Genomic DNA, 24465 nt, shown 5'->3' on the forward strand with positions numbered 1-24465 from the left:
CCAGCAATACCACAAAGCTATCAAGCTATACATCAGGGAATTACACTATTTTTACAAAGAATAGATAGCCATGGAGCAGTCTAAAAATGATGTGACTGGAAACAAAATTGATCAGCAGCTATCTTAGTTATGATAGGCTCTATACTATCTGAAAGTCGAGGTATTACATCATCTTTAATCAACTCTTCTTCCAACTGATCTACTGCTTTTAAAGTCTCTTCATTCAAGGGTAAACCTAATTCTTTAAGTCCACGTATTGAGTTGTATAATGTTTCTAATTTGGTCATAATCTAAAATGCATTTATAATCCGTTCTTATCTTTACCGTATTTTACAATAGGTTCAGCCGCTTGTTGCACAAATTCATCATTGAGAGTTGTTTTATAAAGCTTATACCCCGAGTCAGATAAGTCAGTGGAATCTGATGGATTATCACTCCATTCTTCACATTGTTTCAGAAGAACAGCCATCGCATTTTCAGATTCTTCTGGTGGATATTTGTACTTCTTCAATAGACGCTTCACGAGTCGGCGCATACCTGCTCTTGCAGACTCTTTCTTTTGCCAGTCAATAGTCCTATTCTTACGTAGCATATCAGTTAACTCCTTAGTCATTTCAACTAACTGTTCGTTTGTATAGAAATCTTGAACGGCTCTCGGCTTGGTTAATGCGTCGTAAAAAGCTTTTTCTTCCGCATTGAGTCCAAGCTCATTCTTCTCATTTTCTGTTTCGGCTATATTTTTTGCCATTTTTAGAAGTTCCTGAATCACTTCTTCATTGGTAAGCATTCCCTTGAGGTAGTTTGATAAAGCTTGATTTAACATCTCAGAGAATTTTTCAGCCTGTACAAGATTGGTTCTTTTGTAAAGGCTTACTCTTTCTGCCAATAAACGTTTAAGTAATTCTATGGCAATATTTTTCTCCTTCATCTTTGATATCTCGTCCAAGAAAGTAGCATCGAATAACGAAAATTCAGTCTTAACATCCGAAAATAGGTTGATAACACCCTGGCTCTTTATGCTTTGCTTTAAAAGTTCGCCAATCCGTTCATTAATTTCTCGTTTTGAAACTTTCCCTTTACCTGTCATTCTATTTAATAGGATACGAACGGTTTCAAAAAATGCTGCTTCGAAGCGTAATGTATTATCTAATAAACTGCGACATAAAGTGATTGCATCATGCAATAATTTTGCTTCCTTTAAGAATGCATCTCTTTGTGCCTCCTTATCAGGAGCCATAATGAAGTTCACTCCCCCCTTTATCAACTGCGCTCTGTCGGCATCACTCCCTGTTTGAAAACTACCATAATCATATCCGTGGAATATGTCTCGACAGACTTCTAACTTTTCTTTGAACTTGGATAGCGCCGTTTCCTTTATATCTAATTTCTCAAAATTACTCTTATCTCGTTTGGTATAATCGCGCATCGCATCCTTCAGGGCTTTAGCAATACCTATATAGTCAACAACGAGACCTCCTGCTTTATCTAAGAATACCCTATTGACACGCGCTATCGCTTGCATCAGATTATGACCTTTCATCGGTTTATAAACATACATGGTTGCAAGCGATGGCACATCGAATCCTGTAAGCCACATATCAACGACAATGGCAATCTTCATCGGGTCTTCATTATCTTTGAATTTTTTTGCCAATTCTTTCTTGTATTGCTTGTTGCCGACAATAGAATGCCATTCCTCCGGATCATTATTTCCTCCGGTCATAACTACTTTTACTTTCTCATCCCATTCCGGACGTAGCTCAAGTATTTTTTTATAGATATCAATGGCGATAGATCGTGAATAAGCGACAATCATCGCCTTTCCTGTCAGTTCAAACTGACGGTTTTCTTCATAGTGTTTGATAATATCTCGACAAAGCGAATCAATGGTTTCAGGAGCTCCAAGTATGACATCGAGATGAGATAAATCTTGTTTGCTCTTTTCTATTTGATCAATCTCTGCCCCCTCTTCAGCTAAACTTTCATATTCAGCATCGATTAATCTAAGTGTTTCTTCTTCCAATTTTAAGTTGATAACACGCGATTCATAGAATACTGGACGAGTGGCTCCATCTTCTACAGCCTGGGTCATGTCATAAACGTCAATATAATTTCCAAAGACCTCTTGTGTATCTTTGTCTTTTGTTGATATTGGCGTGCCGGTAAATCCGATAAAAGATGCATTGGGTAAAGAATCGTGAATAATACGAGCAGCACCTATAACGACTTTAGCCTCTTCTTTGCCTTCTTTATTCTTTGTGAGACGAATCTTTTCTTCAAATCCGTATTGCCCCCTGTGTGCTTCATCGGTCATAACGATTATATTTCGTCTCTCAGACAATGGCTCGTTTGATTCCTCAAACTTCTGCATGGTAGTAAATATAATCCCATTTGCTTCCCTGCCTAAAAGAAGTTCTTTGAGATTTTCCCTGCTTTTGGCTTGTATTGGTGTTTGCCGCAAAAATTGTTTGCATTTTGCAAATTGTGTGTATAACTGATCATCAAGGTCGTTCCTATCGGTTATAACCACAATCGTTGGTTGAGATAAAGAATGTTGGAGTAAATGAGCATAGAAAACCATAGAAAGCGATTTGCCACTTCCTTGTGTATGCCAAAAAACACCAACTTTACCATCATTCCCTACAGCCTGTTTAGTACGTTTAATAGCTTTGTTTACGGCGAAGTATTGATGATATCCTGCTAATATCTTGATAGATTCGCTCTTGTCATCCTTAGAGAAACAAATATAATTTTTGATTATATCTAAAAAACGTTCTTTGAGAAAGATTCCCTCAAAGAAGGTATCGTAATCGGCAAATTGCGTGCTTTCATAACTTCCATCTTTGGTTTTCCACTCCATGTAACGATCTTCTTTGCTGGTTATGGTACCGGCTTTAGACGCACTCATGTCTGTCATCACACAGATTGCATTATATACAAACATAGATGGGATTTCTTGCATATAGTTTCGCAATTGACGATAAGCTGCGGATGCATCAGTCTCTTCTCGTGATGGAGATTTGATTTCAACAATAACAAGTGGCAATCCATTTATGAAAACAATCAAGTCTGGGCGTTTTTCGGATTTTTCGACAAAAGTCCACTGATTTATGATTTGGAATGTGTTTTTATGAATATGTTCATAATCTATCAGGTAAACGAGATTGCTTTGTTGTTCTTTCCCGTCAAAGTAACTAACCTCTATGCCATGTTGGAGATAATCCATGAAATGTTCATTCCGTTGAGTCAAGCTACCGGTATCCAGATTCTTTAGCTTAGAAATAGCTTCTTCAATGCCGATTTGTGGTATCGACCTATTCAGTTCAATAAGGCTTTGTTTTAATTGAGCTTCATAAAAAGGGACATAATAGTCCCGTTCAACATCAGGACCATATAAATACTCGTATCCTAACTTTTGATATAGTCCGATAAGAGCTTGTTCGTAGCTGTTCTCTGTGAATGACATATTATATCTTTTTAAGTATCAAATTCATCTTTACTCTCTAAATAGTATAGATATTCCTCTCTGTATGCCTGGTAGTCTTGCTGATACAAAGCTTCCGAAGCAGAAAGGCTAAGTAATCCTATAACCAAAGGGTTTGCATAGTCAAAATACTCATTGAACATCTGGCAATCTTCGTAGTGTATTCGACTATTCCTTTGGGGCTTATTATACTTTATGTAATAGTGTAAGATAAATCCTCCAAGAACATCAGTTATTTTATAGGTTAGCAAGGATAAGCTCCTGTCTATTGGAGGCTCTTTTATATCTTTTCCATGCGAGGCAAAGCCACAATCATTTCTGATTTCGGTAATCGTTTGTGAAACAGCGGCAATTCGCCTTGATAGTTCACGAATCTTCTCATTATTATAACAAGAAGGGGTTATTGTATCAACAGTTTTGCGAACTAAACCCTGAAAAGACTCGCTCTGTTTGTATATGATATTCTTATTAGTTAGGATGGTTTTACATATTCCTTCTATTAGACTTTTACAAGTTTCAATGCATAGCGATGCATTTGTTTCAATAGATTCTTCTATCATTAAAACATGTGCTTCAAAAGCGCCAAAACTCGGCATCTTAGTAATATGTTCTCTTGTCCAATCCATACTAATTTGATCTTAAATTATCATTTATCCGGCGATTGAGGGCGATTTTGGAGTCGAGGGAAGAGAGAACCCTTGCGATATTTTGTTGAATGTAAAACGGGGGTAAGGAAATAGAAATATTCAAGATATTCTTTATTGGTAGCTTTTCTTGAACGGCACCAACGGTACCCTTTGCGATTTCAGATTGTCCAATATTGGATTTTAAATAGTAATACAGAAAATCATCATCAATTCCATTCAAATCAATTAGTTTAACACAATTTTCTGTTAGATTAGAACCATTAAGGCTTTCTCCAACTTTGCCAATAATCCCAGTTGTACCAACTATTGATATTATAATATCATTTGTGTTTACTGTGTACCGTGATATTTGTTTTTGGGTGTCATTGTCCACATATTCATAAGAGGAATCTAATTCGAGATACTTAGTATTACCTAAATCTCGAACTCTAATATATGGATGCGTATTAGGCATGGTTATTAAATTTACACCTTTAGGAAGTCTTTTTCCTCCTTTTACAGATACCACATCACCTAATTTTACTTTTTTCCACTCTTCCATAAATGAGAATTTAGCTGTTTAAATCATTGATTTTTAACTCTCCGGACATCAATTTGGGGAGAATCATATCTCGCAAACTTGATAATCTTTCACTCTCAATGCATCGGCTAATGATACTTTTATTGTATTGATCTATGGATAAACTAAATTTTTCCACAACTCTTTGTGGTGGAATTAGTATTGTTTCTTTTTCAAGCAACCCACTTATATCTAAGTTTTTAATCCCTGTTGTTCCATTTTCATAAGAAAACATTACTCCATCTTCATATAGTTTTGACCAACAGTGATAAATATATTGAGAATACCCATTCTTGGGCTTCATTGCCCTGCAAAAATTAGTACAAATAAGTTTGTTTGCATATTTGTCCAGCAACTCTTTTGAAATATGACAAGCTCTCCCTGTTGATTGTGTTGGACTTCCTCCTGATATCTCAATTACAATATCGTTATTGCTTAGAGATTTCGCTAAGAAATTCTTAGGCAAAATAAATCTTTGTGGCATTTTTCCCGTGAGCCCTGATTGAACATCAGGAATATCTGCTCCTCTTATGCAAAAAACTTTTTGAGTGAAATTAGCAGTTTCTTCATCTTTTCCCCAATCTCCGCCAATAGTTGAGATAATTATATCAGAAAAAGAGCCTACTTCCCACCCCTCAGGTATCCGTCCCAACTCCGAATCAATAAATCTACCGCCCTTAAACGGTTCAAAATCAACAAACCAAGACTTGTATAAAGCCTGTGCCTGCTGCTCTAAATTATCATTTATCCGGCGATTGAGGGCGATTTTATCATCGAGGGAAGAGAGGATAGAGGCAATCTGTTTTTGTAATCCTAATGAAGGAAGATAACAATCTATATTATCAAATGTCTCTCTCGTTATCGTGTCGAAAACACTTCCGTGAGTTTTGGATTTTATATCCGCAATCTTTGATTTTATTAAATAGTATAGATAATGTTGGTTCACAATCTCTCTACCTCTTATTCCATAACAAGACTGATTAAAGGTCATAGGGGAAAAGAGCATTGCTATTTCTCCGACAGTTCCACGAGCAGAGATTATAATATCGCCTTTATAAAGGAGTTTAGTGCTACTGTTTTCTAGCCCTTGCTGAGTAATTGTTTTCTCTGTTGAGTAAACGTATTTCTCACTATTGTTAAAATCTTTGACTGACAACCAGGGGATATTTCCTCCCCAAAACTCTTTTATAGTTGTTTTAGGGGTTCCTCCTCCAATTAATTTTATAATATCACCCAATCTATATTTTTTCCACTCTTCCATAAATGAGAATTTAGCTGTTTAAATCACTGATTTTTAACTCACCGGACATCAATTTGGGGAGAAGAGAGTCGCGGAGCTGAGACAATTTTTCGTTTTCTATCATGTTTTTTTTCATCTCATCAAAAATAGGAGTTTGTAGAGTATTAAATTGAGCCATGATATTTAATGGTACTATTACACATTTTAAGCCATTAAGAATATCAACAGTCATACTTGGTACTGCAGATCCTGCATTCATAGAACTCAAATTTTGAGTTAAGACAAAGAAATAAACAAATTTTGCAATGTTTTCTTGTCTCATCTGTGTATAAAACATTGTGTCAACACTCCAAAACTTGTCATTTATATAAAAAACATTGCTTAATGAACCTTTTCTAGGAATTAAAACAGATTCTCCAGAATACAGATAATCATCAACATACCTCATAATACCTCCAGAACCATACACAGGTATATTCCCATCTCTTAATTTCTTATGATCTTTCCCATATTTTACGATAATTAAATCCTCCAAACTGCCTACTCTCCACCCCTCAGGTATCCTTCCCAACTCCGAATCAATAAATTCACCGCCCTTAAACAGCTCAAAATCAACAAACCAAGACTTGTATAAAGCCTGTGCCTGCTGCTCTAAATTATCATTTCCCTTTCTCTTTTTGGAGAAACGAGTTCTGCAATTATATGTTGTACTATATGTCCACATCTTTAATTGATATATTTACGGTGAGAGAGTTTCACGTTTGTCTGATTGACCATTGCATAGTGCATAGTTGTGTCAATCTTAACATGACCTAATAATTGTTGCACTTGCTCGACAGGCATACCTTTGTCAATAGCCATAGTTGCCAGTGTTCGTCGGAACTTATGAGGATGCACCCTATTTATTTTTAATTTACGTCCAACCTTTCGGAGACGTATTTCTACACCAGATATCTCTAATCGCTTATGAGGTTTAGCCAATGAGACGAACAAGGCTGGATTTTTATCTTTACGAGATTTCAGGTATTGTTGTAAATGAATCTTTGTCCGTGCATTGAAATAAACCATGCGTTCTTTGTTCCCTTTTCCAAAAACTATACACTCTCGCTCCTGGAAATTAATATCGTTCCGATTGAGTTTTACAAGTTCGCCCACACGAATACCGGTTGATGCAAGAAGGTCTATAATTGCCAAGTCTCGTATATTTTCACAATTATCTCGAAGCATCTCTAATGCCTCATCGCTTAATACCTCTTTTACTTGCGTTCCTGTTTTTACCTTATGAATCCGCCTTACCGGACTTTTTAGGATATAATCTTCTTCTTCCAACCAAGAAAAAAAGGAAGAAAATATCCGTCTGATATTATCTATTGTGACCTTACTTGATTTACGCTTACTCTGAAAAACAGCCAAGTATGCTCGAATATCCTCAGTAGTGTAATCCGCTACATTCTTAGGTAAACCTTTATACAAATGGTGAATCGTTGATTCATAATACTTGATTGTTTTAATTGAGCAACCTTCGACTTGTTTTGCTGATAAGAAGACTTCTAATAACCGGGTATTTGATGCAGAATCTTCATGCACACTTTCCTTATCCTCAACCACTTCATACTTACTAAGTATTTGAAGCAACGAAGTACTGAGTTGCGCTGTTTGTTCCAGTGTTAAAGCTCCCGACATAGAATTTTCAATCTCTTTAATTAATTTTTCTTTCATATTTCTTCAATTATAAGTGATTATTAAACTGAAGAGAACATGAATGCTATTTTATCGTAAATCCAATACTCTTCAGCTGTTTGCGAATTTCATCTTCTAATTCATGTGATTGTGCGAAGAGATCAGACAACTCGCCGGTAAGGCGTGTCATTTTTTCATCGAACGGTTCTCCGTCATCTTCAACTTCTGCTATTCCCACGTAACGACCGGGAGTCAGTATATAATCTTGCTTAGCTATATCTTCTATAGAAACTACAGCGCAATAACCTTTTTCGTTTTCTAATGTTCCACCTTCGAAAGCCTCAAATGTATTAGCTATTTTTGAGATGTCGTCGTCTACAAGTTCTCGGAGTTTACGGGTAATCATTGTCCCCATATTGCGAGCATCAACAAATAAAACCTTGCCTTTCTGTTTCTTATTTCGATTTAAAAACCATAAAGAAACCGGAATCCCAGTTGTGTAAAACAGTTGAGCCGGAAGAGCTACTATTCCCTCAATCAGATCAGCTTTAATGATATTCTCTCGAATAGAGCCTTCTCCTCCTGTTTGAGAGGACAAAGATCCATTTGCTAAAACCATCCCAATTTTCCCATTTGGGGACAGATGATGAATCATATGCTGCAACCATGCAAAGTTGGCATTGCCGGCAGGAGGAGCCCCAAACTTCCAACGTACATCCTCTTGCAATTTGTCCGCTCCCCAATCACTGAGATTGAAAGGAGGATTAGCCATAACAAAGTCAGCTTTTAATGTTGGATGTTGGTCATCGAAGAAAGTATCTGCATAGAATTTCCCTAAATCGGCCTCTATTCCATGAATAGCCAAATTCATGTGAGCCATTTTCCATGTAGTAGGGTTGCTATCTTGACCAAAGACTGAAATGTCATTAATATTCCGTTTATGCTTTTCAATGAACTTGGCAGATTGAACAAACATTCCTCCAGAACCACAAGCAGGGTCATAAACTCGACCACTATAAGGTTTCAAAACTTCTACCAAAGTTTTAACGATACATGCCGGTGTGTAAAACTCTCCAGCTAATTTACCTTCTGCTTCTGCAAATCTGGAAAGACAGTATTCGTAAGTTCGTCCAAGAATATCTTTGTTATCGCCGTGTTCCTTCATATGGATGTTAGTAAACAGGTCAACAACATTACCAAGTCGTCTTTTATCTAATTCTGGACGTGCAAAGTTCTTGGGCAGAATCCCCTTCAATCGAAGATTCTCTTTCTCTATCATACGCATTGCATTGTCGATCGTTGTTCCAATCTCTGCGGTATGAGCAGCTTCTGCTATTATATTCCAACGAGCTTCTGTAGGAACAAAAAATATATTTTCTGAGGTGTATTCATCCTTGTCTTCTTCAAAACCATCTCCCTCCTCTATCAAAGTTTGGTATCTTGCTTCAAAACAATCTGAGATGTACTTTAAGAATATTAATCCTAATACAACTGACTTGTATTCAGAAGCATCAAGATTACCTCTTAGTAAATCTGCTGCTTTCCAAATCTCTTTTTCAAAGCCTATCTCTGCCGTATTTTTCTTAGCCATATTTTACTTTTCCTTTTTATTATCTACAATTAAATCCTTCACACTCACCTGTAGTAATTCCGCAATCTGGTGCAACATTTCCAAACTCGGTTGCTGCCGATTACAAGCATAAGCATTTATAGAACTGAAACTTTTACCGAGTTTTTCAGCTAACCACGTCTGCTTAATTCCTTTTTCGTCAAGCACTTCTTTTATTCTGTTTAATTCCATCGGATTGTTTTTCGGTGAAACATATAAAATGTAGCCACAAATATAGTGTAAATTTTGCTATAAAAATAAAGCAAGGACAAATATCCTTGCTTTATTGCTTCTCGTTTTCAGAATGTTACTTGTTTAGTTTCAATTTTTCGGCTTCGCGCCTTAGCCGTTCCGCCTCTTGCTCTTTCAACCTTGCTTGTTCCAATCGTTTGACCTCTTCTAATACTGCTTTCTCATACTGCTTTACTTGTTTTTGGATAACCTTCACCTATCTCTCTTGTAATCAAAGATAAAACTCAACCTACTTCCCAATACAAAACCTCCCAAATATATTCCCCAATATCTCATCGGTAGAAATTTGTCCGGTTATTTCTCCCAGGTAATGCATACATTCGCGAATATCCTGCGCAATGAAATCACCCGACAAGTTCAAATCCAGACCATCAGAAACACGCTTAATCGCCTCCAGCGCATTTTGCAACGCTTCATAATGACGCATATTAGTTACAATGACATCCTGGTCTCCGATATCGGGAATATTAGCAGCGTCTACCAGCATATCTTCGAGTGCATCTGTCCCCTTCTGATATTTAGCAGAAACAAAAAGGCGGTCGGGAATTTCATCCTCTAACAGCTTCTCCTTCTCCGTTTTCCTGTCTGACGAAATTGCATCCACTTTGTTGAACACAAGGATTACCTTTTTGCCCTCCGTGAGAGGTAAAATCTTCCGCCCCAATTCTTCTATATGGCCGTTTGCCGTTTCAGCATCCACTATCCACAACACAATACTCGCCTGTTCTATCTTTTTGAAAGTCCTTTCTATTCCTATACTCTCTATTTCGTCGAGAGTGTCGCGTATGCCGGCAGTATCGATCAACCTGAAAGTCAAACCCTTTATATTGATCGTATCTTCTATCACATCTCTGGTAGTACCGTGAATATCAGACACGATAGCCTTTTCCTCATGCAAAAGCAAATTCAACAAAGTCGATTTCCCCGCATTGGTTTCGCCTATTATAGCAACAGGAATACCATTCTTAACCGCATTGCCTATACTAAACGACTCGGCCAGCTTTGCTATATGCTTGCATAAATAGAAAGCTGTCTCTTTCAACTTCTCCCGGTTTGCAAATTCGACATCCTCTTCCGAAAAGTCTAATTCAAGCTCGATGAGAGACGTAAAATTCAACAATTCTGTCCGTATCTCTTTCAGCTTATCGCTAAACCCTCCCCGCATTTGGTTCATCGCCAGGCGGTGCGTGGCTGCCGACGACGATGCTATCAGGTCTGCTACCGACTCGGCTTGCGACAAGTCCATTTTGCCATTGAGAAAAGCCCGCTGGGTAAATTCTCCGGGCTTGGCCAAAACGGCTCCTTCCGAGATAAGCAATTGTAGAATGCTTTGCTGGATATAAATAGAACCATGACACGATATTTCTACCACATCCTCGCCCGTAAACGAATGAGGGGCTTTAAAAACACTAACCAAAACTTCATCCAAAACCGAATCATTGCCTACAATAGAACCGAAATGGACTGTATAGCCCTTTTGTTCCGATAGCTTTTTTCCTTCCGGCGATCTAAATACGGAATCAACCTTTTCTATACATCCTTTACCCGATACACGGACAACTGCAATTCCTCCCATGCCTGCCGGAGTAGAGATCGCAACTATTATATTACTTTCTTGCATAAGATACCTCTTGAATAATTATCAAAGATACTCATAGTGAAATTATCTTCGACCATCTTCACCTCAAAAAGTAACAAAAGTAACACTATTCCCACCTTTTCTCATTGTTACTTTTCCCTCTCCCTTCTCGTGGCTTTGCAGCTCTCTCCCTTTGGAGAGCAGGGGGTGAGGTGGAAAAAAAGTAACAAAAGTAACACCTATTACCCCATTTTCCATTGTTACTTTTCCTCTCCCTTCTCGTGGCTTGCGGCTCTCTCTCCCCTTGGAGAGAGCGGGGAGAGAGGTGAAAAAAGTAACAAAAGTAACACCTATTACCCCATTTTCAATTGTCACTTTTCCCTCTCTCTTCTCGTGGCTTTGCGGCCCTCTCTCCCTTTGGAGAGAGCGGGGAGAGAGGTGTAAAAAAGTAACACAAGTAACACCTATTACCCCATTTTCAATTGTCACTTTTTCCTCTCTCTTCTCGTGGCTTGCTGTCCTTTTCCCATGGAGAGAGCGGGGAGTGAGGTGGGAAGAGACAAAGCGACACCTATATAGATAAATTTTTTCGACTTCGATTGCTCAAAATATATTATTCCTTACCCCCTTTACCTGTCCGACGGTTCTACACCCGCAAACTCGTAAAGAAACTCCGCTATATTGCCATAACCACCCACACCCAGCTTCTTGCGGATGTTCGACTTCTTCATCTGCACAGTATTCAGGCTGTAGTTCAATATAACCGCCATCTCCGCATTGTTCAGCTTGGCAAACTCAAGGCAACATATCTTCACTTCTGTTTCGTCTAGTTTGGGATAAGCCTTCCGCAACCTGTCGGGAAAGCTGGCATACAAGTGGTTCATCGAGTCATAAACAAAGTTCCAGTCGAAAGACTTTTCTCCATACACTATTTGTTTCACCCTTTTCAATACACCTTGCCCCACCATTTTCTCGTCTTCGCGCAGGTAAGTCTCTATCAATGCCATCTTGGTGTGGATATCGAAATGTTGCAGCAGCGTTTTCTTAAACGAATCATCTTTCTGGCTGAAATCTTTCGTCATCTGCCTCATATCTATCACTATACGCTCGGCATCGGCCTTGGCTTTTGCCTTTTCCGCCAACAGCTTATAAAAGAGGATTATCAACAATATGAGGCACAGACCCAATCCCATAGCGGTCATATAAATCATATTCTTTTTTATCTCCAATTCGTTCTTCTGATTGCGCAAAAACTCGAAATTATACTTTTGTTGCACTTCATGGATCGCCTGGCTGTTTCTCTTCTCCAACACTTCGAATAGTTCTTGTGTATAGTCTTTATGATGCGCCAATGCTGCTTTATAGTTCCCCTCATTCATTTCCATCCGCGTCTGCAACTGATAAATTCCACACTTGATAGAATATTTATCCTCCTTATCCAGCAACTCTAAAGTCTTGTTTATATAATAATTAACGGAATCTTTATTCTTCTCTTTTTCAAAACAATAAGCCATAATAGAGTAATATCTTACTTTGTCCTCATCTTTGGAGTAAGGGAGGTATTCCCTAATATACTTTTTCGCTGAATCTGTATCTCCCTTCTTATTTAAAGAAACTGCGATATTGGGAATAATATGAGCCAGTTCGGAAGAATCGTTATGTATTTTCGTTAGTTCAATACTTTTGTCGAAATAATAAAATGCACTGTCAAGGTTATCCTTCAATACGTACACCATACCCAGCTTGTTAAGGGATATTATTTCATTTTTATGTTTTCCTGATTCCCGGAAATAATTTAATGCACCCTTAAATTGACTGATAGCTTTGTCTTTCATACGCTGCTTGTAATACAACTCTCCTTCATAATATTTTGCCAAGCCCGCCAGAGCATCGTTTTTTGTCTTTATTGCCAGATTCTCTGCCTCTACATACATCTCCATCGCATCTTTGTGTTTATTTTGCTGCATCATCAAAACCCCCGAATAGAAAGAGGCTAAAGCAGCATATTCGGCATCACCTTTGTCATTAAAATAATCCCTTGCGCCAAGGATCAGGATATCCAGAGTAAGCAAACTTTTATTATTCTTATCTCTCGCCTGGGCATACAACACAATATACCTGTTGTAGCCATCTTGTTTCAGCCGTGCAGGCTGAACATCTACTTCCAAAATATTGAGAGCGCTATCCGGATGCTGTTCCATAAGCTTTTCGGCTTTCTTCATAAGCATCTCTTCGTTGTTTTCTTTCGACTCACACGAAAACAGCAGCAACAGCAAACAAAATGTAGCCAATAAGTGTATTTTAATTACATTCATAACAAAAATTTATTTATTTTTTTGCGGATATCTTATTTTTCAAACGAAAATGCAAATAACAGGAAAAAAGTACAATTAAAAAATAAAATATAGAACTAAATTCATTAAAAAAAATCTATATAAAGCCCTCTGCGAATATAGACAAGATACTGCAAGCAAACAACTTACCCCTATCCGGGGGAACAAAAATCTATATCGGCAAAAAATCTATTGTTTTTCCTTTTTTTATGCTATAGTTTTGTCTCGGAAATGTACATCAGGAGTGGCTCTTACGTAGCCCATTGTCCTGCACTTTTTTAACTAACACGATCAAGAAATTATGAAGAAGACCTTTTTACTAATTGCATTGTTTGCCTTCCTTGGATTGGGCAATATAAGTATAGGCAATGCTAAAAATGTCGCCCCCGAAAACGACTGGATTGATACAATATTCGATATTAACGACGAATGGGATGAACTTTGGCCGGGAGAAATAATGACTAGCGGAAGGCCTACTCTTACTAAAATACCAATGTTTGTTACACTAAGGGTATTCCAAAACAGCTCGTACCTGAAAGTCAACTATCTGAAAGAAAAAGGATTGGGCATAACAATAAAAGATGCTGAAAGCAACATAGTTTATTTAGCTACATATACACAAGACGAATCAAACGAGATTTTAATAGAAACATTCGGATTCGATTCGGGAAAATATCTGATGATATTCTCCAACGAAGAAGGTACACCTTTTGCAAAAGTGGATGTGACAATACAATAAAAGATAAAAACTATTCCCTTTACTTAGCTTATTTACAATTTTTTAGGGAAGTCTTTTGCAACAGCTATTTCTTCATAAATAGCAAGGAAAAGAGCGAGTCGGGAGATTCGCTCTCTCTTTTTTTACAATGTGTTTATCCTGCCAATCCTACTCCTGCGAAGTGCGGGAAGTGCTATATATTTTAGAATTTATAGCCACCTTTATTTCGAAATACGAGTAATCATCAGGCACTTCCGATTTCACCGATGAAAGCGGCGTTTTCTCGTCTACATCTCCCAGTTGCGAAAGCAGAAAACCCAGCCTGTCTTTATCCACCAACAGCAAAGCATCTAGTTCGCCTGTGCGTACAAAACCCGCTAAGTGGTTTTCTACAGTAGTTTTGGTAAGGTTGCGTTCCGCCGCTATTTCGGCAATCGGCTTTCCTTCGTTGAATAGTGTGAGCGAAATCCGCTGGGTATCACCCTTTTGCATACGGGGTTTCTTTTCCGGTTCTTCGGGCGGAGTGCTCTTTTGAGGCTGTCTCTGCTCCGGTTGCAACCTATTGAATATCAATCCTTCGGTAAGCATGAGATCGCCATAGTACACCCGTTCCAGCTTTTCGAGCAGGCGATGCAATGTCTGACGGATTTCGTTCGCCTTCTTCAAGTATTGCTTCACTTTCGAGGCATTACGGAGCGAGTCGAGGTGTTCTTCTACAGGCAGTATAATATGTTGTTGCACATCGCGGTGAAAATAAGCGATTCCCTTCTGCACCCTCTCCCTCAGATGCTCTACATCGGGCACGGGAGCAGAAAGAATACGGTCGAGTTCTTTGACGAAATTTCCTGCAATCTCTTGTTGCTCTACGGCACGGCTGCACATCTGTGCCATCATGGCTTGCGTCTCTGCCTGACGCGGTATCTTCTTTTCCGACGCCAGTTCGTACAATGCGTGCAGTGTGCGTACAAACGGCGACCAGTCGAAATATCTCTTTAGCTGCTGCGCGCAATAGCGGGGTTTATCCTCTATCAGTATGTCGGAAAGAATGCCCTGTTCCTGCTCCATCTTGGCAAACTCGATAGCGAAGGGATCGGTAGATATACTTTGTGGGGTGATGGGCGAAAAAAGCACGATTCCATCGAGAGTTGTACACCTGCTGAGTGCCACATATACCTGTCCGGCGGCAAAAGCCTGCCCGGCGTCTATCACCACGCGGTCGAAGGTCAACCCCTGGCTCTTGTGTATGGTTATAGCCCACGCCAGGCGGATAGGGTACTGGCTAAACGAGCCGAGCTCTTCCTCCTCTATCTCTCCCGATTCGGCATTGAGCGTGTAGCGTACATTGCGCCAGGTGTCGCGCTCCAGGTCCATCAGGTGTCCATTTTGGAAACAGACCTCTATCTTGTCTTCTTTCAGGCGGGTGATGGTAGCCAGTTTGCCGTTGTAGTAGCGGCGTTGCTCGCCGGCATCGTTTTTCACGAACATCACTTGTGCGCCTTCTTTCAGCACAAGGTCGTGCTCGGTAGGGAGCGAATTTTCGGCAAAGTCGCCGGATATATTTCCTTTGTAGACAAATGCTTTAGACGACAGCCGCGCCAGTTCTTCGCTATTGATGCGCTCAGCCTTGTAGTTGTGTGTGCAAAGGACAATATATTTGCCGCCTTCGGGTAGGCGGAAGGAGGGATTGTATCGCCTGTTGAGCAAGTCGAGGTCGCTGCGGGAGGTGCAATTGTTGCGTATGCGGTTCAGTATGTCGATAAACTGCTGGTCTTGCTGGCGGTATATCTTTTTCAGTTCGATATACAGCAACGGAAAATCGGCCAGCACCTGTGCATGGAAGAAAAACGGCGACGGATAATAGTGTTTTAGCTGCTCCCATTCGGCAGCCTGTACTACCGGCGGCAACTGAAACATGTCGCCGATGAAAAGGATCTGCACACCACCAAAGGGCTTCTGATTGTTGCGGTAGCGGCGAAGCAGGTAGTCGATGGCATCGAGCATATCGGCACGCAGCATACTCACCTCGTCGATAATGAGCAAATCGAGTTCGCGCAGCATCTCTATCTTCGACCTGCGCAACTTGAAGTGGTATTCGAGTTTTTTCTTCCCTTCCATATCGGGAATAAACGGCTCGAACGGCAACTGCAAGAGGGAGTGCAGGGTGACGCCTCCCGCATTGATGGCAGCTACGCCGGTGGGGGCGGCTACAATGATATTCTTGTCGGAATGTTCTTTAATATAGTGCAGGAAAGTGGTCTTTCCCGTTCCGGCCTTCCCCGTAAGGAAAACACTGCGGGATGTGTAGCGTACTATATCGGCGGCAAGGTTGAAGACTGTATTTACAGAGGGCTGTTCCATCTTTTTAATTTATTAGACTTGCAAATATAAGGTTTATTTTCGTACATTTAGGGTGTACAAAAATAGTACTGCCATGAAGATTAAGCTGCTGTTTACGATTATCCCTATCATCATATTTTATTCTTGTGCAAGCACCCGGTATTTAACTATAGACATACGCGAACCGGCATATGTTTCGTTCCCTGCCGAGGTGACGAAGGTAGTGATAGTGGATAATAGTTCGCCCGACTTGCAGGGTAATAAAGACGATTCCCGGACGGGGATATTGCCGGTGGACAGCGCACGGGAGATATTGGTAGAATCGCTTACGCTATTTATGAATGAGGAGAACTATTTTTCGGAAGTTGAACTTTATCCTTATAAGACAAACCGCAACAGGGAGGTTACCCCGTTGACTAAAAGAAAGATAGAGCACATCTGCAAAGAAAAAGGAGCTAATGCGCTGATTTCGCTCGACTTGTTTGCTATTGCCGCAGAAATTGAAGCCGGAGACAATGCTTATTTCAGTTACTACAGCGTTTTGCAAACAAAGCTAGGCACTATATTCCGTGTGTTTTCGCCACAAGGAGAAGAGTATAGCACCGCTTTTGCCTATGTGGATAGCCTGTTCAGAACAGACGAGCGGGACTGGAGCCGCTTGAAAAGCAATTCTTCTGCCATAAACGAGCTTTTAGTAGAAACAGTGGTGACAGGAGCCGACAAGCTTACCAGCTATTTTATCCCTTCGTGGAAAAAACAGGAGAGATGGTTTTATACCGACAATTCATCGCAGATGAAAGCCGCACAAACCTCTCTGGAAAGTGGCGACTGGACAAATGCAGCCAAGATATGGGGAGACTTGCATGGCAAAGAAAGCAATGTTAACAAGAAGGTAAAGCTGGCTTCGAACCTCGCCCTTGCGAATGAATATCTGGACGATATAGGCAATGCCGTAGCCTGGATTAATACAGCTTTCGACTTATTGACGGGTAAGAATATGTCTTCCGAATTGCCCTTGCAAATACTATCATATAAAAACATTCTTGAAAACAGACAAAAAAACAGGCCCAAACTGCTTGAACAACTTGGGCTTGAGGAGGTATTTGAAGTAGAGGAATAACTACATTCTGTCGGGCACTTCGATGCCGAGCAACGACATTCCGCTTTTCACAGTTTTGCCTACTTCTTCCGATAGTGTCAGCCTAAAGCTACGGAGTGCTTCATTTTCTTCTTTCAGTATAGAGAAGTCGTGGTAAAACTGGTTGTATTCTTTTACCAGATCGTAAATATAATTCGCTATCAAAGCAGGATTGTATTCATCGCCCGCCTGTTTTACAATAGCGGCATAGTCGGCAACCATCTGGATAAGGCCTTGTTCCTTTGCTGTCAGGTCAGTATCGAGAGGAAGAACGGCAGGAACATCGAGCCCCTGTTCTTTTGCTTTGCGAAGAACAGAACAGATGCGCGCATGGGTGTATTGGATAAATGGCCCCGTATTGCCATTGAAGTCGATAGACTCCTTCGGATTGAAAGTCATATTCTTTTTCGGGTCAACTTTCAGGATAAAGTACTTCAAGGCTCCCATGCCTACAGTGCGGGATATATTGTCGGCTTCAGCCTCGCTGATACCATCTAGTTTACCCAGTTCTTTCGATGTCTCCTTTGCCGTAGCAACCATTTCGTCTACCAGGTCGTCGGCATCTACGACAGTACCTTCACGCGATTTCATCTTACCCTCAGGCAATTCGACCATGCCATAGGAGAAATGCAGAAGCCCTTTTCCAAATTCGAAGCCCAGTTTGTCGAGCAGGATGGACAATACTTGAAAATGGTAGTTTTGTTCGTTGCCTACTACATATATCATCTTATTGATAGGATAATCGTCGAAACGAAGCTTTGCTGTCCCAATATCCTGTGTCATATATACGGATGTGCCATCGGCACGAAGCAGGAGTTTATGATCGAGCCCGTCGCCTGTAAGGTCTGCCCATACAGAGCCGTCTTCTTTTTGGTAAAAGACACCCTTTTTCAGCCCCTCCAGCACAGTTTCTTTTCCATCGAGGTAAGTCTGCGATTCGTAATATATTTTATCGAAATCTACACCGAGCTTTTTATAAGTCTCGTCGAAACCGGCATATACCCACGAGTTCATCTTTTCCCACAGGGATACTACTTCCATATCTCCGGCTTCCCACTTGCGAAGCATTTCGCGGGCTTCGGCCATGATAGGGGCTTTTGCTTCCGCTTCTTCTTTCGACAAGCCCGAAGCCTGCAACTCTGCCAGTTCCGCTTTGTAATGCTTGTCGAACATTACGTAGTAATCACCTACCAGATGGTCGCCTTTTTTGCCTGACGATTCGGGAGTCTCTCCGTTGCCCCATTTCTGCCATGCCAACATGGATTTGCAGATATGGATGCCTCTGTCGTTTACAATGTTGGTCTTTACTATCTTATTTCCATTTGCCTTCAGCACCTCGGCCAAAGCAAAACCAAGCAGGTTGTTGCGCACATGCCCCAGATGAAGGGGTTTGTTGGTGTTCGGCGAAGAATATTCTATCATTACAAGAGGGGAGCTTTCGGTTACCTCCGTTATTCCGTAATTGGCAGTCTGATGTATTTCGTTCAATTTGCCAAGCCAGAAACCTGTAGCTATCGACAAGTTGAGAAATCCTTTTACTACATTATACTTAGCCACTTCCCCGGTGTTGGCTTCGAGCCACGCCCCTATTTCCTGCGCGGTTTGCTCAGGGCTTTTTTTCGACATTTTCAGAAATGGAAAAACAACTAACGTCAGGTGTCCTTCAAATTCTTTTCTTGTTTTCTGTATAGATACCTGTGCGGCATCTACTTCCTGCCCATATAATGCGGAAATAGCTTTTATTACCGATTCCTGTATTTTATTTTCAATATCCATATGCAATTTTATTCGTTTGTCTGCAAAATTATAAAAAAATGCCGGACAAAAACTTTGCCCGGCACTTTATATTATCAATATTGTAACTAATGCCCCCTGAATAATTAAGGGAAACTCTGTATTTCTGCGTTACGGGCTTGTATTTCCTGCAAGGGAATGTCTTTTTGCAGTTGCTCCAATTCTTTTTCCTTAATCAACAAATCGGTCGACATTGCGGAACGCCTTTCTTCGTTAGCCGAACTATAGTCGATACGCATCCGCGAAAGTTCTTCGTTCAGTTCTTTTTCTTTCGCCTTCAGTTGTATCACATTAAAGTAGATGTCGCGTGCCGCTTCGTTTCTGAAATCCGTAAACATATAATATGTATATTGGTCGTTGATAACAAATTCAAAGTCTCTCGCTTGTTTTGTCTCTTCTTTTGGCGACTTCCGTGCCAATGTAATCAACGAAGAATAATCGGCATCGGGTTGCCACGAATTTTTGATAGACGATATACGTGCCCGCCCTGCTATATACTTTTCATCCGTATTATCCAGTATTTTTACTATCTGATTGGGGATGAACGTATAAATGCAGACCTTGCCGTCGGGCTGATCCCGGTCTGTAGCAAACCATCCTACGCCTTTTTCTTCGTCGATCACCATCATATAATCGTTGCAGATAGAGTTGAACGGCATATTCAGGCGTTCGGGGGTAAGGAACGAATCGTTGTTCATATTGTAGCGCGAAACAAACAGGTCGTAGCCTCCGAGAGAATCTTCGTCTTTTGCTGCAAAGTAAATGGTAACACCATCGGCCATCATAAACGGATGATTGACATCGCCTGTCAATCCGAAATTGTTTGAGGAAAGTTTCTTCTCATTACCAAAGTCTTTCAATAGCTTTTCCATCGAAAAGAGGGTATATCCGGCTGTGCTATCGGGCTGCCCGTAATATATCTTGTTTTCTTTCTCGTTGAAATATACTGTAGAATTGACATTCCGGTTCGCATTGAACACTTTGTTGAAATACTCCAACCGCCCTGAGCTATGGCTCATTTTATAGGCAGACAGGAAGTCTGTTTTGTCTACCACAATACTGTCTATTATCTGGATGTCTTCGGTATTATAGGCCATACGGCGCAAGCGCGACAACCGGCTTCTTTTGCCTTCGAGGCGTTCCATAGCGGCATCGTATTTCGCAATATCATCCTTCTTTCGCCGTGGTTGCTTTTTGAACATGGTTTCATATTTATCGAAGGAAGAAGCGGCTTCTGTAAAGCGGAAATCCAGTGTATATATCTGCCCCAGATAGTAGAATGAGTCCTGTATGTTTTTTTGTGAGGCTACAAGCAGGCATTCTTCCGCCTTGGCCAAATTGCCTCCTGTTTCGAACAGGCAGACTCCATACCAGTGATTCAGGTTGGGGTCGGCAGGTTTTGCCTGATATTCGGTTTCGAATACAGGTAAAGCCTTGGCATATTCCCCTTTCAGGTACAACTGTTTGGCTTCTGCCAGTGTTTGCGAATATGCAGAAGATAAGACGCAAAACAGGAATGATATATATACAATTGCTAATTTCATATAATATGTTTTATACTTTAACGGTTTCAAAGATAAAAATTTATGTAATAGCAGGCTGCTCAAACCCTAAACAAATTTCACAAACAGGCACTCACCTTTTCTTAAAACCATTTTTGCCTCCTCATCCACAAATAGGTTGCCAAAGCAATTACAGCCAGGATAATCCACGATACCAGATAGCCATATTTCCAGTCCATTTCGGGCATAAACTTAAAATTCATGCCCCAAACACCGACCATAAACGTAAGAGGGATAAAGAGGGTGGAAACGATTGTCAGCCGTTTTATTATTTCGTTCATTTTCAAATTATTATTGTTATAATAAAGATCGAGAAGCGAGACTAGGGATTCGTGCAGCGACTCCAGGTCGCCCAGTGTAGCCCTCATACGGTCGTCGAAGTCGTTGAAATAAATAATATTCTCGTCAGCCACCAGCTTGTTTGTATTGTGGAGCAGGTTGTTAAACTCTTCCCTGAGCGAGACTACCGACCGTTTGATATGTGTATAACTAACCCTGCAACCGTGCAGAAAGCTTAGTGTATCGATCCTACCCTGTCCTTCTATCAACCGGGTTTCTAATTCTGCCATACGGTCTTCTATATCCATCACCGTATTCATATTGGCGTAATTGACAGCATTGAGAAGAACGTAGAGAAGATAATCGGCTCCTTTTTGCCTTATCACCCCGTTTTTTTCTTTTATACCATCCTTGGCTTCATCGAATATAGGGCAAACTTCTTCTTGAAAACTGACAACAAAGTCTTTGCCCAGAATAAATCCGATTTGTATATCATCGAGCGTACCGGTTGTCTTATCTTGATAAAAATATGATAGCAGTGCATAAGTAGCCTTATCATAAGTAACCATCTTGACTACTTGCTGGTCCGACAACAAATCTTTAGCATCGAATATATGCAAACCGAATTTCCGGCATAGCTGACTGATAACCGAAGCATCGGATATGCCGGTCACCCTGAACCAGTTGACTTTACCGGCGGCTATGTAATTGTTCAGAGTGGGGATACATTCGAGTGCGATGGGCTTTATTTCCGCTTGCGATGGGTCGTACTGTATCAATTCTATAGAAACCGGGACATCCTTATCTCCGAAATAAGCAGCCTTTCCCGATAAATAGCCGGATGAATGCTTCCTGTTCGATTTTCTGCGTACCTGCTTGTTCATGCTACTAGTGTTAAATCTTTTGGATTATAACAAATGATCAGGATGCTTTGTTCCAATTACATTTATAAAACAAACGTTATATATAGTCCGACAGATTACGGTTTAAAATAAAATACTATATTTGTAGTGATAAGAAACTGGTCTGGAATCGACAAATTTTTATAAACTAATAGGACTTGCACCGCCAATGAAAGAGGTTCTGGAAATACTTAAAAAGAAAAAACTACAATTCTTCTTCCTGTTTTATATTCTCCTTCTGGTTCCTATATTAAGCCCGATGGCTCAAAACCTGACCATAATGGACAATATAGGAATATTTGCCGTATGTGGGCTTCTGTTTGTCGCCATATCCATACTGTCTCTTTTTATCAGCTCCAAAAGCGAGAAAATCATTTATTCCATACTGCTGGCTATATCCATCATTCCGGGGTCTATCTATCTGGCATACTTGCTGTTTGCGGGAGTATTGCTAGAGCAGAACAGTGTTACCAGCCTGTTCGAAACCAATCCCGACGAAAGCAAGGAATTTGTAGCCTACTACCTTAGCATATGGGTTATCACGGGTGTGTTGATATACGCAGCCATACCGATAGTAATGATATGTTCGATGAAGTCTTTCAAACGCTTGCGGGTGAAAGATTATAAAGTATTATTTTTCTCGTCCATTATTATAATTGTTTCTATAATAAGTATAAATAAGCTATCGCAATCCGTCTATTTTATAAATATATACAAATCTTTCATTTCGTATAAAATACGGACAAAGAAAGAAATCGAAGCCATAAAAGACAGGCAAGACTTTGCCTACGAAGTAAAAACTATGCCCGGCGATACTGTGCCCAAAACCATAGTTGTAGTAATAGGCGAATCGCTCAACAAGTACCATATGTCGCTATATGGGTACGAACGAAATACCAACCCCTTGCTATCGGCATATGGCGACAGCCTGACCGTTTACAGCAATGTAGTATCGCCGCAGGTACACACTATTCCGGTAATGCGCTCGGTACTATCAATGGCCGACTTCGAACATCCTGAATATTTTACAAAGAAACCGTCGGTATTCGAACTGTTCAACAGAGCCGGATACAGCACTTACCTTATCAGCAACCAGGAGTTTAGCGACGAGTGCAGGTCGAGCTACGATATCCTGCTCACATTGGCTCAGAACAAATACAATGTGGCCAAACACAAACAACACGACGACATCTGCTTGCCGGTACTGGACAAAATACTGGCACAAAAAGACAACAAAAACAAACTGGTAATCATACACCTCATTGGCAGCCATATGGCTTATGAATTCAGGTATCCGAAAGAATATATCCGGTTCAATCACCTGAAAGACGGGTTGGTTGCCGACAAGCCTTTCTGCGACAAGAAAGCAAAATCGACTATCGACAAATATGACAATTCGGTGTTGTACAACGACTACGTTATAAACAATATCATTACCACCCTCAAGAAACAATGCGATAGGAACACCGCCATGATATACTTTTCCGATCATGGGGAAGAACTGTACGACTATCGCGAGTTTGCAGGTCATGCCTACGAAAAGGTGTCGCCGCCAATGTGCGAAATACCATTTATGATATGGATGTGCCCACTATTTAAGGCGATGAGAGAAGACCTCGTATTCGACGGCAACCGCCCATACTCGTCCGAAGACCTTGTTTATTCCATATCCGATATAGCAGGGCTGAACTATGAAGATTATAACGACACAAGAAGCCTTTTCTCGAAAGGTTTTACTCCTCGTGAACGGTATGTAGGAAAAAAGAAGTATGAAGCCATTGTCGAAAAATTCAGATAACAGCGATATTGTAATCATCTAAATTGATTATCTTTGCATCCGATATGGAAAAGCTGATAAAGAAAAGTATAATACTCGTTATTGCTGCCGCTGTGTTTTTTACAGGCGCGGGAATAACTATTATGCACTATTGCTGCTCTTCTATGTCGTATCGAGCCGTAACTGTGATACAGCAACATACATGTTGCGCACATACGGGCAACAATGCTGCAAATAGCTGTTGCGACGAAAGCCAAAAAGCTTGCGCACACGATAGCGACGGTGCACATAAGCATTGTACCTCTACCCGCCTTTCTATCGACATAGATGCGGCATCTTTCAGGCCACATATCGCCCTGCCTTTTGTCTGGGTGTTAGATGTATTGCCTGTGTTTACCCAATTGCTCAACTGCGATTTAGATTCGCATATACAACACCAACAAAAAGAAAATGCTCCCCCCAATATACCTCCCCGGGAGTACTTGTCTATTATCAGGGTTCTGATTATTTGATCCTTTAAGTTATTAATCCATTTTGTTGCAAGCTGCCAAAAGCCTGTAACGCAAAACTGTATT

At 40.5% G+C, this 24465-nt stretch carries 21 protein-coding genes; 4 read left to right on the plus strand and 17 right to left on the minus strand.

Annotated elements, in window-relative coordinates; genetic code table 11:
- Positions 1-80: 80 nt before the first annotated feature.
- From D0T57_RS00665 to D0T57_RS00725, 13 genes are all read right to left on the minus strand, one after another.
- On the minus strand, positions 81-287 hold the full coding sequence (locus D0T57_RS00665) for a hypothetical protein (RefSeq protein ID WP_163269827.1): 207 nt from the start codon (positions 285-287) through the stop codon (positions 81-83).
- A 14-nt stretch (positions 288-301) separates the two neighbouring features.
- A complete protein-coding gene (locus tag D0T57_RS00670; RefSeq protein WP_163269829.1) occupies positions 302-3466 on the minus strand; it encodes a type I restriction endonuclease subunit R in 3165 nt (1054 codons plus the stop codon).
- 11 nt (positions 3467-3477) lie between these two features.
- Positions 3478-4110, minus strand: coding sequence for an abortive infection family protein (locus tag D0T57_RS00675; protein WP_163269831.1), 633 nt, complete (start codon positions 4108-4110; stop codon positions 3478-3480).
- A 1-nt stretch (position 4111) separates the two neighbouring features.
- On the minus strand, positions 4112-4672 hold the full coding sequence (locus tag D0T57_RS00680; protein WP_163269833.1) for a restriction endonuclease subunit S: 561 nt from the start codon (positions 4670-4672) through the stop codon (positions 4112-4114).
- Between the two features lie 10 nt (positions 4673-4682).
- Positions 4683-5951 carry a restriction endonuclease subunit S gene (locus D0T57_RS00685; RefSeq protein WP_163269835.1) on the minus strand — a complete coding sequence of 423 codons (1269 nt, stop codon included), beginning with the start codon at positions 5949-5951 and terminating at the stop codon, positions 4683-4685.
- A gap of 10 nt (positions 5952-5961) precedes the next feature.
- Positions 5962-6654 (minus strand): restriction endonuclease subunit S, encoded by a 693-nt coding sequence (locus tag D0T57_RS00690; protein WP_163269837.1) that lies wholly within the window; start codon positions 6652-6654, stop codon positions 5962-5964.
- A gap of 2 nt (positions 6655-6656) precedes the next feature.
- A complete protein-coding gene (xerA, locus tag D0T57_RS00695) occupies positions 6657-7649 on the minus strand; it encodes a site-specific tyrosine recombinase/integron integrase (RefSeq protein ID WP_163269840.1) in 993 nt (330 codons plus the stop codon).
- Positions 7650-7695: 46 nt separating this feature from the next.
- Positions 7696-9201 carry a class I SAM-dependent DNA methyltransferase gene (locus D0T57_RS00700; protein ID WP_163269842.1) on the minus strand — a complete coding sequence of 502 codons (1506 nt, stop codon included), beginning with the start codon at positions 9199-9201 and terminating at the stop codon, positions 7696-7698.
- A 3-nt stretch (positions 9202-9204) separates the two neighbouring features.
- Entirely contained in the window at positions 9205-9411 is a 207-nt protein-coding gene (locus tag D0T57_RS00705; RefSeq protein WP_163172620.1) for a helix-turn-helix domain-containing protein, read from the minus strand.
- A gap of 115 nt (positions 9412-9526) precedes the next feature.
- On the minus strand, positions 9527-9667 hold the full coding sequence (locus tag D0T57_RS00710) for a hypothetical protein (protein WP_163269844.1): 141 nt from the start codon (positions 9665-9667) through the stop codon (positions 9527-9529).
- Positions 9668-9700: 33 nt separating this feature from the next.
- On the minus strand, positions 9701-11092 hold the full coding sequence (gene mnmE / locus D0T57_RS00715; protein WP_163269846.1) for a tRNA uridine-5-carboxymethylaminomethyl(34) synthesis GTPase MnmE: 1392 nt from the start codon (positions 11090-11092) through the stop codon (positions 9701-9703).
- Positions 11093-11155: 63 nt separating this feature from the next.
- Positions 11156-11539, minus strand: a complete 384-nt coding sequence (locus D0T57_RS00720) for a hypothetical protein (RefSeq protein ID WP_163269848.1) — start codon at positions 11537-11539, stop codon at positions 11156-11158.
- A 140-nt stretch (positions 11540-11679) separates the two neighbouring features.
- Entirely contained in the window at positions 11680-13365 is a 1686-nt protein-coding gene (locus tag D0T57_RS00725) for a hypothetical protein (protein ID WP_163269849.1), read from the minus strand.
- 319 nt (positions 13366-13684) lie between these two features.
- On the opposite strand from D0T57_RS00725, the gene D0T57_RS00730 reads away from it, so the two are divergent.
- Complete coding sequence (locus tag D0T57_RS00730) at positions 13685-14122, plus strand: hypothetical protein (RefSeq protein ID WP_163269851.1); 438 nt, start codon at positions 13685-13687, stop codon at positions 14120-14122.
- 147 nt (positions 14123-14269) lie between these two features.
- Here the strand turns inward: D0T57_RS00730 and D0T57_RS00735 are convergent, their stop codons facing one another.
- Positions 14270-16459: a helix-turn-helix domain-containing protein gene (locus tag D0T57_RS00735; RefSeq protein ID WP_163269853.1), complete on the minus strand. Its 2190-nt coding sequence runs from the start codon at positions 16457-16459 to the stop codon at positions 14270-14272.
- 73 nt (positions 16460-16532) lie between these two features.
- Between D0T57_RS00735 and D0T57_RS00740 the strand changes: the two genes are divergently transcribed.
- On the plus strand, positions 16533-17558 hold the full coding sequence (locus tag D0T57_RS00740; RefSeq protein ID WP_163269855.1) for a DUF6340 family protein: 1026 nt from the start codon (positions 16533-16535) through the stop codon (positions 17556-17558).
- On the opposite strand, the gene argS is transcribed toward D0T57_RS00740, so the two are convergent.
- From argS to corA, 3 genes are all read right to left on the minus strand, one after another.
- On the minus strand, positions 17559-19352 hold the full coding sequence (gene argS / locus D0T57_RS00745; protein ID WP_163269857.1) for an arginine--tRNA ligase: 1794 nt from the start codon (positions 19350-19352) through the stop codon (positions 17559-17561).
- A gap of 104 nt (positions 19353-19456) precedes the next feature.
- A complete protein-coding gene (locus tag D0T57_RS00750; RefSeq protein ID WP_163269859.1) occupies positions 19457-20914 on the minus strand; it encodes a tetratricopeptide repeat protein in 1458 nt (485 codons plus the stop codon).
- A 101-nt stretch (positions 20915-21015) separates the two neighbouring features.
- The gene (corA, locus tag D0T57_RS00755) at positions 21016-22095 is read right to left on the minus strand and encodes a magnesium/cobalt transporter CorA (protein WP_163269861.1); all 1080 of its coding nucleotides are present in this window, start codon (positions 22093-22095) and stop codon (positions 21016-21018) included.
- A gap of 187 nt (positions 22096-22282) precedes the next feature.
- Here corA and D0T57_RS00760 point away from each other — a divergent pair, with 187 nt between their 5' ends.
- Positions 22283-23911 (plus strand): sulfatase-like hydrolase/transferase, encoded by a 1629-nt coding sequence (locus D0T57_RS00760; protein ID WP_163269863.1) that lies wholly within the window; start codon positions 22283-22285, stop codon positions 23909-23911.
- Positions 23912-23955: 44 nt separating this feature from the next.
- Positions 23956-24402, plus strand: a complete 447-nt coding sequence (locus tag D0T57_RS00765) for a hypothetical protein (RefSeq protein WP_163269865.1) — start codon at positions 23956-23958, stop codon at positions 24400-24402.
- Positions 24403-24465: the final 63 nt, after the last annotated feature.

Source organism: Dysgonomonas sp. 511, assembly GCF_010501105.1.
GTDB lineage: Bacteria > Bacteroidota > Bacteroidia > Bacteroidales > Dysgonomonadaceae > Dysgonomonas.